General features: G+C 43.4%; 16 protein-coding genes. 5 read left to right on the top strand and 11 right to left on the bottom strand.

From position 1 onward, the window contains the following. The first annotated feature begins 21 nt into the window (after window positions 1-21). The 5 genes from ACIPK1_RS13945 (at window position 22) to ACIPK1_RS13925 (ending at window position 4,637) form a co-directional block, all read left to right on the top strand. A complete protein-coding gene (locus ACIPK1_RS13945; RefSeq protein WP_005233050.1) occupies window positions 22-540 on the top strand; it encodes an RNA polymerase sigma factor in 519 nt (172 codons plus the stop codon). A gap of 32 nt (window positions 541-572) precedes the next feature. Beyond that, a complete protein-coding gene (locus ACIPK1_RS13940) occupies window positions 573-1,412 on the top strand; it encodes an RsiV family protein (RefSeq protein ID WP_301389348.1) in 840 nt (279 codons plus the stop codon). 410 nt (window positions 1,413-1,822) lie between these two features. Continuing rightward, entirely contained in the window at window positions 1,823-2,203 is a 381-nt protein-coding gene (locus ACIPK1_RS13935) for a MarR family winged helix-turn-helix transcriptional regulator (RefSeq protein WP_400451189.1), read from the top strand. A gap of 80 nt (window positions 2,204-2,283) precedes the next feature. Continuing rightward, the gene (locus ACIPK1_RS13930) at window positions 2,284-3,669 is read left to right on the top strand and encodes an MATE family efflux transporter (RefSeq protein ID WP_301389350.1); all 1,386 of its coding nucleotides are present in this window, start codon (window positions 2,284-2,286) and stop codon (window positions 3,667-3,669) included. Between the two features lie 281 nt (window positions 3,670-3,950). After that, window positions 3,951-4,637: a YoaK family protein gene (locus tag ACIPK1_RS13925; protein WP_301389351.1), complete on the top strand. Its 687-nt coding sequence runs from the start codon at window positions 3,951-3,953 to the stop codon at window positions 4,635-4,637. 78 nt (window positions 4,638-4,715) lie between these two features. On the opposite strand, the gene ACIPK1_RS13920 is transcribed toward ACIPK1_RS13925, so the two are convergent. From ACIPK1_RS13920 to ACIPK1_RS13870, 11 genes are all read right to left on the bottom strand, one after another. Then, complete coding sequence (locus tag ACIPK1_RS13920) at window positions 4,716-5,255, bottom strand: DUF1697 domain-containing protein (RefSeq protein ID WP_086298865.1); 540 nt, start codon at window positions 5,253-5,255, stop codon at window positions 4,716-4,718. Window positions 5,256-5,529: 274 nt separating this feature from the next. Next, on the bottom strand, window positions 5,530-6,921 hold the full coding sequence (locus ACIPK1_RS13915; protein WP_101699532.1) for an oxaloacetate decarboxylase subunit alpha: 1,392 nt from the start codon (window positions 6,919-6,921) through the stop codon (window positions 5,530-5,532). Further along, window positions 6,918-7,472 (bottom strand): citrate lyase holo-[acyl-carrier protein] synthase, encoded by a 555-nt coding sequence (gene citX, locus ACIPK1_RS13910; protein WP_373193205.1) that lies wholly within the window; start codon window positions 7,470-7,472, stop codon window positions 6,918-6,920. Before citX ends, ACIPK1_RS13915 begins: the two co-directional genes overlap by 4 nt. Then, window positions 7,453-8,985: a citrate lyase subunit alpha gene (gene citF / locus ACIPK1_RS13905; RefSeq protein ID WP_301389353.1), complete on the bottom strand. Its 1,533-nt coding sequence runs from the start codon at window positions 8,983-8,985 to the stop codon at window positions 7,453-7,455. Before citF ends, citX begins: the two co-directional genes overlap by 20 nt. 2 nt (window positions 8,986-8,987) lie before the next feature. Further along, window positions 8,988-9,875, bottom strand: a complete 888-nt coding sequence (citE, locus tag ACIPK1_RS13900; RefSeq protein WP_005230463.1) for a citrate (pro-3S)-lyase subunit beta — start codon at window positions 9,873-9,875, stop codon at window positions 8,988-8,990. Continuing rightward, window positions 9,863-10,171, bottom strand: coding sequence for a citrate lyase acyl carrier protein (gene citD / locus ACIPK1_RS13895; RefSeq protein WP_005230465.1), 309 nt, complete (start codon window positions 10,169-10,171; stop codon window positions 9,863-9,865). Before citD ends, citE begins: the two co-directional genes overlap by 13 nt. Before the next feature lie 12 nt (window positions 10,172-10,183). Continuing rightward, window positions 10,184-11,179, bottom strand: a complete 996-nt coding sequence (citC, locus tag ACIPK1_RS13890) for a [citrate (pro-3S)-lyase] ligase (protein ID WP_301389354.1) — start codon at window positions 11,177-11,179, stop codon at window positions 10,184-10,186. A 12-nt stretch (window positions 11,180-11,191) separates the two neighbouring features. Then, window positions 11,192-11,317: an OadG-related small transporter subunit gene (locus ACIPK1_RS13885; RefSeq protein ID WP_008381833.1), complete on the bottom strand. Its 126-nt coding sequence runs from the start codon at window positions 11,315-11,317 to the stop codon at window positions 11,192-11,194. 24 nt (window positions 11,318-11,341) lie between these two features. Next, the gene (locus ACIPK1_RS13880) at window positions 11,342-12,457 is read right to left on the bottom strand and encodes a sodium ion-translocating decarboxylase subunit beta (RefSeq protein WP_005233072.1); all 1,116 of its coding nucleotides are present in this window, start codon (window positions 12,455-12,457) and stop codon (window positions 11,342-11,344) included. Between the two features lie 23 nt (window positions 12,458-12,480). After that, complete coding sequence (locus ACIPK1_RS13875) at window positions 12,481-12,894, bottom strand: acetyl-CoA carboxylase biotin carboxyl carrier protein subunit (RefSeq protein ID WP_140966066.1); 414 nt, start codon at window positions 12,892-12,894, stop codon at window positions 12,481-12,483. Window positions 12,895-12,903: 9 nt separating this feature from the next. Then, window positions 12,904-13,287, bottom strand: a complete 384-nt coding sequence (locus ACIPK1_RS13870; RefSeq protein WP_301405329.1) for a hypothetical protein — start codon at window positions 13,285-13,287, stop codon at window positions 12,904-12,906. Between the last annotated feature and the right edge of the window lie 295 nt (window positions 13,288-13,582).

The raw sequence follows: 13,582 nt of genomic DNA, 5'->3' as shown, positions 1-13,582 counted from the left end.
CCTTGGAGAGTTGTTAAAGGAGTGATCTTTATTTTTAAGAATAGAAGTCAAACAAAAAAAGTGCGCTATTATGAGCATCTACTAGAAGAACTGATAGAAGGTAAATATGATCAAATGTATCGAATTGCCTACAGTTATGTTTATGATCATGAAGATGCTTTAGATGTCCTGCAAGATAGCTTTCAAAAGGCGTTAAAAAGCTTTAGAAACACAGTAGAAATTGATAATTTTCAAGCATGGTTCTATAAAATTTTAGTAAGAACCGCGATTGATCAATGGCGAGTGAAGAGACTAAGACCATTTGGGTTAGCCTTTGAAGAAACTATAGAACTAAGTCATTTTCGTTTCGATCAAAGTGAATTTCTTGAACTAAAGGAAATTCTAGAGAGAACGCCTAGTCCGGAAAGAGATATCATCATTTTAAAATATTTTGATGGATTTACCTTGCAAGAAATTGCTCAAATACTTAATTTAAATGAGAATACGGTGAAAACGAAGATGTACCGTTCTCTTGTTCAATTTAAGCATCTTTTAAATTAAAAAAACAAGATATGAAAAGGAGAATGAGCGAAATGAAACAGCACACGTTTGATGGAGAAAACCAAGAACAATTAAAGCGTGAAATAGTTGCGCGTTTTCAAATAGAAAAGGCAAAGGTATACGAAGAAAAGAAACGAAAAGTACTTAGAAGAGGCGTCGAAAGCGTGATCTTGGTGGTTTTTAGTTTTTTGATTATGCTTCAAAATACTACCTTTAGAGGTTTTGCATCAGAAATACCTATTTTGGGGGATTTGGTATCAATTATAACTGGGGAAACGCTTCTGTTCAGTCAAGAGGAAGCAGAAATCACTATTGATGTGCCTAAGATAACAGAAGAAAATCAAGTGTATTCGCAATTAAATGAAAAATATCTCCGTGAAGGACAACGAGCATATCAAAGTTATATAGACGTAATAAATAGGGTGGACGAAAAACAAATGTATGTCAGTGGTACCTATGATGTGAAAGTCAATGATAATCGATTTTTAGTAATCGACCGTACGTTTGAAGAGACAGTGGGGAGCACCAATGTTGAACATCGATTTGATACATTCGATAAAAAGAACGAGGTCTTATTATCATTAAAGATGTTATTTAAAACGGAAAACTATTTAGAGGTGCTGGCTCAGGAAATTGAGCACCAAATGAAAGAGCGGATGAGAGTAAATAGCGATATCAAATATTGGGTTTTAGACTATAATGATACAAATTGGTTGGAGAATGATCCGAATTTTTATATTAATGAAAATCATGAACTAGTTATTTCGTTTGATAAATATGAAGTTTCGGCTGGATACATGGGGACACAAGAGTTCATAATACCTACTACAGTATTGAAGCCGATCTTAGTTGACGAAAATTTTTTTAATTAGATCGATAAATCAGTTTAAGCTTATTCGGAAAATGATTTCTGGATAAGCTTTCTTTTTTTCGCTAGCAAGAGCGGAAAATAAAGCCTACTTTTCTAATTGGCTTTGATACCATGAGGGAAAAAATCGATGAACCCAGAGACTCTTTTATACACGTTTACTACAAAGGCAATAAAAAGTCCCTTGTTGTCTGCTTTTGTGAGTAACTTTTCCACAGTGTGGAACTCCCTGAGCCTTACTACCATTATTGGATTTGAAAATAATTAGAGATCTAATTATTAGGTAGCGAATCTTTTTATTGACTTTCCTTTTTAACCGGTGTATATTCTTTTCGAATAGTTAGATATCTAACATTTGGCGAAGGGGGAGTCGTTTTGGAGGAACTGATCGTTTCGAATTTGATGCGTTCCATTATGAATAAGTCACGGGAATCGATGGAACTGCGTATAAAAGACCTGGATATCAGTCAGCAGCAAGGAAGAATGATTGCGTATATCGCACAAAATGAAGACAAGGGATTGATTCAGAAGGATTTGGCCCAAGTGTTTCAACGTCGTGATGCCAGTATCACAAGTATGCTTCAAGGGTTAGAAAAAAAAGGGTATATCGAACGCCGCATCCCAAAAAATAATGAGCGGCAAAAAAATATATACGTTTTACCTAAAGGAAAAGCGTTGATTGATCAAACCAATGAAGCTTTTTATGCGGCAGAAAAAGAACTGGTCAAAGCACTGAATGCAGAAGAAGTCGAAGAACTGACTCGTTTGTTAAGAAAAATCGATCAAAGTCTATGAGCAATAAGCAGCCAATCACTGCTTATTGCCTAAAAGTTAGAAATCTAACAGTTAACTATCTAATAGAAGGAGGAATCATCATGGAAGAAGTCACAATGAATGAATCCAATATTTACTACTTAAGCGAAAGTCCGGTGCGAAAGGCAATTGCCCATTTATCGATTCCGATGATGGTTGGTATTTCAACCACGACGATCTATAATTTGATTAATGCCTATTTTATTGGGTTGATCCATGATACCAATATGATGTCGGCGATTACCTTGGCGATGCCCATTACGATTCTGTTGATGGCCGTTGGGAACATGCTGGGTGTTGGTGGAGGAAGCTATATCACACGACTACTAGGCAATGGAGACACTCAAAAGGGCAAGAAAGTTGCCGGCTATGCGTTTTACTCAAGCATCCTGCTCGGTGTGATCATAGGGATTGTCGCAGTAATTTTCATGGATCCGTTTATTCATTTACTAGGAGCAAGTGGGCAGACATTTTTGTATACAAAACAATATTCACTGATTTTGTTTGTAGGTGGAGCATCGTTCATTTTAAATTTTGCTTTGGAACAGTTGGTGCGTTCAGAAGGGGCATCAAAAGAATCAATGTATGGCATGTTTGTCAGTGTTGCAGTGAGTATCCTACTTGATGCATTATTGATTCTCGTCTTTAACCTACATGTGATCGGTGCAGGGCTATCACTGGTGATTGCGAACATCGCTTCAACAACGTATTATGTCTGGTTCCTAGAAACGAAAAGCGAGACATTGAAGGGCTTTTTAAAGAGCATGAAACTTTCAATCAAAGATCAGCTAGAAGTTTATAAAATAGGGATATCCGAGCTGTTTAAATCAGCTTTCATGATCGTCACCACATTATTGTTGAACAATTTTTCTGCTGAGTATGGGGACAATGTTGTGGCTAGCTTTGGTATCGCTGTTCGAATCACGCAATTACCGGAATTTTTAACAATGGGTCTATTTTTGGGCGTCATACCGTTATTTGCTTACAGTTTCTCTGCCCATAACACGAAACGAGTGAAAGAAGCACTAAAAGAAGTATCTTTGTGGATAGGTGGGATCTCCATCTTTTTTGCCTTGATTGTGTATTGGTTGCGAGTGCCTGTGCTGGGGTTATTTACAAGTGATTCTCGTGTGATCCAAGTTGGCTTAACGATTTTAGGGGCCCAGTTGGTTTCTTCGATCTTTAATGGTTTCTCTGGTTTATTCACGGGCATCTTTCAGGCATCTGGACTAGGTGCTCAGACCGGAGTGATGTCCACGATTCAAGGAACATTCTTTATTCCGATCGTTTTATTGCTGCATCATTGTTATGGATTGGATGGATTGATTTGGTCAATGACGATTACAGAAGGTATCGCGTTTGTTGCGGGTGTCTTAATGATGATTCCTTATCTAAATAAACTAAATAAGAATGATCTGCCCGCCATGCAAAACCAACAACGTATATGAATCAGATACATTCGGAATATTTGTTTATGGAAGAAAGGAAAACGAAAGGTTTCTTTTCGAACATCCTATAAGGAAAGCCCAACGAAGTTTGCTTTGTTGGGCTTCTTTACTTGCTATATATTTCCTTTTCATTAAAGTAAGAGGAGATGTTGATTCTGTTATACTTACTATTGAAAAAAACTCCATTTCAAGGATAAACGATCTTTTTCATGTATCAATAGAAGAAAAGCGTCTAAAACAAATGCTATTAGCAAAATTATCAAGCGATTGAGGAATCTACTATGCAAAAAAAAATTTATAAAGTTGTCTCTATCTCGAATAACAGTCGTCTGTTTGCGATTTTAATGGCTTTTTCAGGTGGGGCATTAGATGTCTATTCTCATAATTACTTTCATGGATTAGTTGCTACCCAGACGGGGAACATTATTTTGATGGCTTCGAATTTATCCCAATATAATTGGCAGCAAATGCTGCCTAAGATTGTATCGATCATTTTGTTTACGGTAGGATTTTTATTAGGTATTCTTCTAAAGCGCAGCAATTTCAGTCATTATTGGCGCAGTTACACCATGCTACCTGTTATTTTATCGAGCTTGATCATTCCATTGTTGTCTCAAAACTTGCACCTTTTTAAAATTGGTCTGCTTGCTTTTGGCAGTGGCTTGCTGATGCTGACGTTTACTGGAACGCAAATCGAAGGAAATCCTTATACGATCATGATGACCTCAGGAAATTATCGGAAAATGCTAAATGAATGGTATCTGTATCTGACCTCACGGAATAAAACGTCGCTTCAAAAACGCAATGCCCATAACTATACGATCGTCGTGCTCTCATTTGTCATTGGTGCTTGTTTACTAGCCTTTATCAGTCTTATTTTGAAAAAATATTCAATTTGGATCGTAACCTTCACGTTTCTGCTGGCACTTTTTATTGAAATCCATCAAGCGAAAAAGACGATTCGATAGTCAAAGAAAAACCGTCAGAGGGACTCCTGCTGACGGTTTTTCTTATAAGCTGAAACAGGAATATTTTTTAGAATGTCCTCACAGCTCCGCAATCTCCCGTACGGTATTGATGGTTCGAATCGTAATCTGTTTGCCGACGCTGGTGCTGGCTGTTTTTTTCCACCAATTGGTTTTTTGATAGTCTTTGCGGAGGTAAGACCAGAAGACGACGTCTTTGTAAGGGAAAACCTGTTCAAGCTCGGCATTCGGAGCCCCGAGTTTTTCAGATAACTCCTCGTAGGTCAGCGAAGGCATCAAAAAGATCAGGTTGTCATAGATGGTTTTATCTTCCGTTCCTGACCAGTCGGGCATATGGGTCAAGCGTTCCTGCAGCTCTGATTGGCGAATGATATAAATAGCGATATCAAAGGAAAAGTCGCGTTTGACCATTGCTTTAATCGTTTCGGCAAGGGCTTGTGGATCATCCTCTTCACTGGAAAAAATCACATTGCCGCTATTCAAATAAGTGACCACATTGCTAAACCCCAATTCTTCAAAACCGGCTTTCAATTCTTTCATAGAAATTTTGTTCTTTCCACCGACATTGATGCCTCTTAATAAAGCGATGTATCGTTGCATGGATAACCCCTCCTTTAAACCCCTTCTTTTAGCTGATTATAGAATGGATGGAGCGGAAGCACAATCCTGGCTTCTCAGCTACCCAAAATACGTGAGCGAGAAACGACGAATGCAAGCTTATTGGTGGAGTGGCTATGGCGCATGTATTTTTGCGCTGCTAATTAGTAAAAACGAATAAACAGCCTGTAAATGATAACAACTCTCACAAATCTGCTCAAGCAAGCGAATTTGTGAGGGGCACTTTCAGTCGTTTTCTCTGTTTCTGGCTTCGTTGTTAATCCACCGCAATCCTCACAGACACGGTCTGTACGGGGACATCATAAAAGGGATCTTCTCGTCGGCCTAAAAAGTCTTGGGCTTGTTGAGGGAAGAGGGCGTACATCAGCACGTCTTCTTCGCTTTTGGCATACTCAGCGATTTCTTCCCGAAAGGCTGGCAGTTGTGGTGCCAGTAGATCAGCTGGTCTGACGGTGATCACTTCAGCATCTCCGATGATTGTTTCTTTGATTTCGTCGGTGATGGGTGCTGGCGATTGACCGTAAAGTCCTTTGACGTAATCTTTGATCTCACTTGGGACAAGTTTGTAACGTTCTCCTGAAATCACATTCATCAAGGCTTGGGTACCGACCATTTGCGACAATGGGGTCACTAGTGGCGGATAGCCCAAGTCTGCTCTGACTTTTGGCACTTCTGCTAGGACTTCTTCATACTTGTCTTGCAATCCTTGTTCCGTCAATTGGCTGAGTAGGTTTGACAACATGCCACCAGGTACTTGATAGATCAAGGTTTTAGGTTCAATATCTTTGACTTTTGGATTCAGCAGTCCTTCTTCACGGAAGCGATCACGAACGGGATTGAAATGTTCAGCAATCTCAGCGACTTTCTGCAAATCAAGTCCCGTAGCAAAGCCGCAATCTTCTAAGGCGATTGCCACAGATTCGGTTGCTGGCTGACTGGTGCCGCCAGCAAAGGAGGAGATGGCGGTATCAATGATGTCTGCACCGGCTTCCGCAACTTTTAAGTAAGTCATCTCAGCGATGCCGCTGGTGGCATGGGTATGGACTTCTAGCGGTAGATCGACGGCATCTTTGATTCGGCTGACCAGCTCGTAGCCAGTTTGCGGTGTCAAAACGCCTGCCATATCTTTGATACAGATGGAATCGGCGCCGAGGTTTGCCATTTTATGGGCAAGGTCGACGAAGTAATCCACCGTATGGATTTGGCTAGTAGTATAAGAGATTGCCGTTTGACAGTGTCCGCCGGCTGCTTTTGTGGCGCGGATGGCGGTTTCTAAATTGCGGACATCATTTAAGGCATCAAACAAACGAAGAATGTCGATGCCGTTTTCAACCGATTTGGTAACAAAGTCAGCAACGACGTCATCGGCATAGTTTTTGTAGCCTAAGAGATTTTGTCCCCGTAAGAGCATTTGTAGTTTGGTCTTTTTCACTTCTTTGCGGATTGCGCGCAATCTTTCCCATGGGTCTTCATTTAAAAAACGCAGACAAGCATCGAAGGTTGCGCCGCCCCACATTTCAAGGGCATGATAGCCTGCTTGATCCATGGTTTTTAAAATCGGTAGCATATCGCTGGTAGGCATTCGTGTAGCGATCAGACTTTGTTGGCCGTCCCGCAAGACGGTTTCGGTAAATTGGATTTTTTTCATTCTTTCACTCTTTCCTGAATGATTTTACGGATCTGCTGCTGCATATCTGCTACGCTATGAGTTCTAGAACGGCCACAAACTTTGGCATCTTGTTCACAGACGTAGCAGCTTCTTGTCGGCAGTCCGATTTCGGTGCGGCTGATAGGTAAAAGCTGGTCTTGGGTTTTGGCTAAGACATCCAGATCCACCAATCGACCATAAGGATGATGGGTCTCAATCTGAACCATCATTCGTTTTAGTTCATAAGGATCTGTGGGTAGTACGAGATAATATTCCGGTCCAGTTTCCAAACTACGGTAGAGGTTTGCCAGTGGAATCAGTTCCTTGACGGCCTCTTCGATTTCCGTAATGAGTTCTTCAAAAACGGCGGTCAATGGGGCAGAATTTTTCACGGGACCGGGAATATTCATGGTGGCAACAAGCAATGCCGCTTTTTCATCCGCAGCGAGAAGCTCCCGTTGAAGCGAGCTTCTATTTTCTCGTGCCTGCAGCATATCGGTTAGCGTCACAGGGGTTCCTGAAAATAGGGCATCAGACATTTTTGACCACATCAATGATCGTGCCATCGCGGTATTCGATCAAAGCGACGGTTTTTTCCCCGTACTTGATTGGTTCGGGTTGACCGACAATGCTGTAGGCTTTTTCTTTTAATTCTTCAATGGTGTACTGGGGAATATCCAATGCTTCAAAATGGCTGATCAAGTCTTTGCGAGCAGGATTGATGGCGATCCCGATTTCCGTGACGACGACATCAATACTGGCACCCGGAGTGACGATCGTGTTGACGGTATCGACGATCGTTGGGATTCGTCCCCGCACGAGAGGAGCGATCACTAAGCTCATTTTGCACGCCATACTAGTATCTGAGTGTCCGCCAGAAGCACCGCGGATCACACCGTCAGAACCGGTGATGACATTGATGTTGAAATCCGTGTCGACTTCCAGTGCGGAAAGAATGGCGGTATCCAATTGATTGATAAACGCCCCTTTGCTTAATGGTGAGGCATACATATTGGCATCGATCTCGTAATGATTGGCGTTCTTTCCTAGCGATTGTGCGGAAGGGTGATCAAAGTCTTGGACATCGATCAGTTTTTCTACTAATCCTTCTTCTAACAGTTCCACCATGGCATTGGTAATGCCGCCGAGGGCAAAGCTGGCTTTGATCTCATCTTTGATCATTGCTTCGCGTAAAAAACGAGAGACGGCTAATGCGGCACCGCCCGTTCCAGTTTGGAAGGAGAAGCCTTGTTGGTAGTAAGGCGAGCTGGTGATGACCTTGGCTGCATACTCAGCAATCAGTAATTCCTTTGGATTTTTGGTAAAGCGGGTCGCACCTTTTGCGATCCCTGCAGGATCACCGATGGCGTCGACTTCCACGACATAATCGACATCCGTTTGGGGAATGCTGATTGGGGTATTTGGAAACGGCACAAGGGTGTCGGTGATGATCACGACTTTGTCGGCGTATTTTGCATCGACCATCGCATAGCCCAATGAGCCGCAGGTTGCTTTTCCGACGGTGCCATTAGCATTGCCATACGCATCTGAGCTAGGCGCCCCTAAGAAAGCGACATCGATGTGGATATCGCCGGCGGCAATCGCACGAGCCCGACCGCCATGAGAACGGATAATGACCGGTGCATCCATAATGCCTTCGGAGATTGCGGCACCGACTTTGTCCCGCAGACCGCTGGAGGTGATATTGGTTACGACGCCAGATTTGATATGTCCGATCAATGGTTCATGGACATTGGCGATGGAACTAGGGGCAATCGCAAGATTTTTGATGCCCATTTTTGCGATCTCGTCTAAAACGAGATTCATGATAAAATCCCCTTCGCGAAAATGATGGTGGAAGGAGATCGTCATGCCGTCCGTTAACCCTGTTTTTTCAATGGCTTCACGAATACTGCCCACGACCTTGCTTTTGCCCGGCAGGACTGGCTCGATCTTGCGACTCGCTTCTTTGTAGGCATGGATATTGGCTGTTTCATTTTCAAAGACCCCGTATTGGGTGGCATAGCATTCAGGGATGTCTTTTCCTGCTTTGTTTAACACCATAATTACACTTCCTCCTCGGTAATCAATTTCGCTGCTTTGGCAAGGGCGATCACGCGTTCCGCTCGCTCAACGATTGGCTTATCGACCATTTTGCCATTCAAGGAGATCACACCAGAGCCTTTGCTTTCGGCTTCGCGAATGGCCCAGATCACTTCTTTGGCCTGTTGGATCTCGGCTTTTGAAGGCGCATAGATCCCATTGACTAGGGGAATCTGCCGTGGATTGATTACTGATTTTCCGTCAAAACCAAGCTGCTTGATGCGAGTCGTTTCAGCAATAAAGCCATCGGTGTCATTGATATCAGAAAAGACGGTATCGATGGCGGCGATCCCTGCAGCTCTAGCTGCATGCAAAATCATACTGCGGGCAAACAACAATTCTTGCCCATCTGGGTAGCGACGGGTTTTCATATTGGTGACATAATCTTCTGCCCCTAAAGCGATCCCGATCAAACGATCGGAAGCTGTAGCGATGTCTCGGGCATTTAAAACGCCTTCGGCAGACTCGATGGCAGCCATCATTTTGGTGGTTCCTACAGGCAGATCGTTTTCTTCTTCTACTTGTGTGATCACAGCGGCAACGTCAATGATATCTTGGGCGGTTTCGGTTTTCGGTAGACGAATGACGTTGACCCCCGCTAGGACCATCGCTTCGATATCAAGGGCACCCACCGTGTCGAGGCCGTTGATGCGTACGACGGTTTCGATGGCAGAATAGTCAAAGGTTTTTAAGGCAAAATGCACCAGTGTCCGAGCGGAGTCTTTTTCATTCAAGGAGACCGCATCTTCTAAATCAAACATAACGGAATCGGCGCCATACAATGGTGCATCCCGTAGCATGGCAGCATTGGCTCCTGGTACAAACATCATCGTTCTTCTTAAACGTTCCATGTGTCGATCTCCTTCCAAGCATACTGTTCTTGTTCGGCTGCCCGATGAACGGCGGTCAGAGTTCGGGCTTTGATGGTACAGTCCAATGCGCCTTTATCGGTGGCGGTGATTTTGGCCTGTGTCACGCCTAGATGGTTCAGCGTCTCAAGGATGACGGCGCGAATTTGTTTGCCGAATTGTTTTTCGACACTGCTATCGAGGGTCAGCTCGATGGTTTGGGTTGTGGTGGGCTCGATCGCGATCAAGATATCACTGGATTCAACGGAGCCGGCAACCGCACTTTTTTTGATTTCCACTTATTATCACCTCTAAATATAGTTATGCTGCATTAAAAATGAGAACGTTGTTTCTGGCAAAAATTGCTGCAAGGAAGGTATATCTTTTTCTGCAATCGCTTTCCGAACGTTTGTAGCCGAAACGGTTGATTGGTTGATCTTCAGACGGTCGATCACGATCAGTTCAAGCTCGGGAGAAAAAACGGCAGCCATTGCCTCATTGTAGAGTTGGGTCACGGGTGAGTAAGGCTCTGAGCCTACAAAACGCGTGGTGATCGCCAACAGCGGGGCAATTTTTTCTTTGAAGAGGGTAGCATCAAAGGCGGCTTGTTTTTTGGCAATCGCCTCAGGTGCTTGCTCCTTTAAGAAATAACTGGGAAAGACCGCTGAAGAGACGAGATAGTTGTTGGTCGGCAGCACCGTTACATTTGACAGGTGAGCCAAGCCCTCCGTCACCATCTGCAGCCGTTCACTGGCAGAAAATTGTGAACGGTCTTCTGACAAAACGAACACATAAACCTGCTCCTTTTGACTCGCAGCTGTTTCAACTAAGTACAAATGTCCCTTGGTAAAAGGATTGGCGTTCATTACGATCGCGCCGTTGTTTTGTCCGATTCGCTGCCGTTGCAGTTGTTGGGCATAGCTTTCATAAGAAGGAACGCCTTGTTCCATGAACAAGATGTCTTGCGCAGCGAGCACTTCACGAAACCCGAGAGATTCAAAAAACAGACGATTTTTCGGTGCTGTATAGACGAAGGACTTGGTATAGCCCTCGTCTTTGATATGATCGCTAAGGTGCGAAATCAATTGCGTCAACAGATGTTCGGAGCGTTTTTTTTCACAGACCACCACATACTTGATGATATTGGCATAGCAAGAAGCAGTAGCAATCAAGGTTTGCTGGTCAAAAATGCCCACGGTATAGGCAACTTCTTCACCGACGGCTAAGCCAGCACGGGTGATCAATTTTTGCCATTGCAAAAAGACTTCCGGATCTTTTTGCAGCCAGATTCTTTTTAGGGTATACATACAATGCCTTCTTTATTTTTTTACTGGGAAGAGCTTCGACAAAAGCAAGGATGCGAAGTAGATGATCAGGATCACGACAAAGACGCCGCCCCAACCGAATAACAACAATTCAAATGAAGTCAGTAAATCTTGACTCATAGTTTTCCTCTCCTTTCTAGTAACCTAAGCAATCAGTGCCAGCAGTAAGCCACCGGCGATGACCGAAGCAATCTGTCCTGAAACGTTGGCACCGGCTGCATGCATTAAGATAAAGTTTTGCGGATCTTCATCTGTCGCCATTTTTTGGATGACACGGCTAGACATTGGAAACGCAGAGATTCCGGCTGCGCCGATCATTGGGTTGATTTTTTCTTTACGGAACAAGTTCAGCACTTTCGCAAACAACACGCCGCCGACCGAGTCCATAATGAAGGCAACCAGCCCTAAACCAATAACCATCAATGTATCGACTTGTAAAAATTCTTCATATTGCATTTTCACAGAAATTGATAAACCTAGGAGGATACTGATGATATTCACCAGTTCGTTTTGAGCGGTGATGGACAAACGATCTAAGACACCACATTCCCGCAAGAGATTTCCGAACATCAAAAATCCGACCAATGGCAATGAAACAGGAGCAATCAACCCTGCTACGATCGAGATCACGATCGGGAACAAAATTTTTGCCGTTTGCGAAACTTCACCGGCACGATACGTCATGCGGATTTTTCGTTCGTGCTTGGTCGTCACAGCTTTGATGGCTACCGGTTGAATGATCGGTACTAGCGCCATGTAAGAGTAAGCTGCTACCATGATCGCACCCATATATTTCGAGTTCAGCGTATTTGCGACAAAAATCGACGTTGGTCCGTCAGCGGCACCGATGATCCCGATGGAAGCTGCGTCGTTTAAATCAAAACCAAGCAGCACGGCAACGATGATCGTAAAGAAGATCCCGAATTGCGCAGCGGCACCAAACAATAAAAGAAATGGATTTTGCAGCAATGGACCGAAGTCGATCATCGCACCAATCCCGATAAACAAAAGCAAAGGGAACAATTCAGTTGAGATCCCCATATCAAACAATACTTGGAACGGGCCAGCTTCTCCACCAGCACTTAACACACCTGAGTTCGGGAAGTTCACTAACAACGTGCCCAATCCCATAGGGACCAACAAGGTTGGTTCATATTCTTTCTTGATCCCCAAATACATCAATAGACCACCGATGAGCATCATAACGATCCGTCCCGGCTCCGATCCTAACCCGACTACACCTTCAATTAACGTTTCCACTACGTCACTTCCTTTTCAATAAATTAGCCGATCGTAATCAGCAGTTCTCCTGGGTTGACCATGTCGCCCGCATTGACTGCAATGGCAACAACGGTTCCTGCTTTTGGTGCCACGATTTCATTTTCCATCTTCATGGCTTCTAAAATCATCAATGACTGGTTTTCTTGCACAGTATCCCCCACATTGACCAAGAGGCGTAAAATCGTTCCCGGCATTGGAGAATGAATCGGCTCGCCGTCAGCAGGAAGCGTAGCTGGCGCTGGCTGTGGTGCTACTTCTGGTTCTGGTGTGCTGACTGGTTCTGGTTGAGCGGGTGCCGCTGCTGGAGCCGGTGTTGGCACTGCTGGGGCAGGAGCGGTAGGTTGCGGGGCACCGATTTCTTCCATTTCGACAAGGTATTCTTGCCCATCGATCGCTATTTTAAATTTACGTAACATGTTTTTCCCTCACTTGTTTTCATTTTTTTTGGCTATTTTTTTGATTGTGAACTGAGAATCTGATAGCTCTCCGGCGGCGATACTGGCGGCAATCAGGGTGACTCGCTTAAATTCAGGATTGCGTTTCTCAATTCTTCGAATGACAAACTGACTTTCAGGGGAAGACTCGGCACCTAGTGCGGCGGCTATCAGACTGACTAACGGATAATCTTCTGCAGGCGCCGGCTGATAGCCCGACACTTCTTGCCAATCAGACGCGGGTGGGTCCGCTATCATTTCCCTTGGCTTCAGAGGAGGACTGACAGGCGCATCTGGTTCATCATGCGTTTTTTTGAACAATCTTTTAATAAGATTCATGGGTTTCTCCTTTCTCAATGATTCGTTCCCTTTCATTATAGAAACTCCCGTTCAATCAGCGAGATTTATTTCGGCTGAAAATTGTTTTTTCAGTGTTCCTTTTTTGAGAAAAGAGTGAAAAACCGATATAAACGTTGATTTATCAAGGTTTTTCTTGCGTTAATATTCTGTTAAGAACTTTTTAAACGAAAAATAAGATTTGAAAAGAGAAATTGTTTTTTTGCTGTTCTTTTTTTAAACGGGTCTTTTTTTCTATTTCTTGATTGTTTATTCTTAGACGTGTAAAGCATTCAATAACATTATTTCCTTTAAGAAAAGAAAAATATTCACA

The sequence above is a fragment of the Enterococcus sp. NPDC086594 genome (assembly GCF_044746145.1).
In the GTDB taxonomy this organism is placed as follows: domain Bacteria; phylum Bacillota; class Bacilli; order Lactobacillales; family Enterococcaceae; genus Enterococcus_D; species Enterococcus_D entomosocium.
The sequence above is the reverse complement of the archived record's forward strand: the minus strand, read 5'-3'. Positions and strand labels throughout refer to the sequence as shown.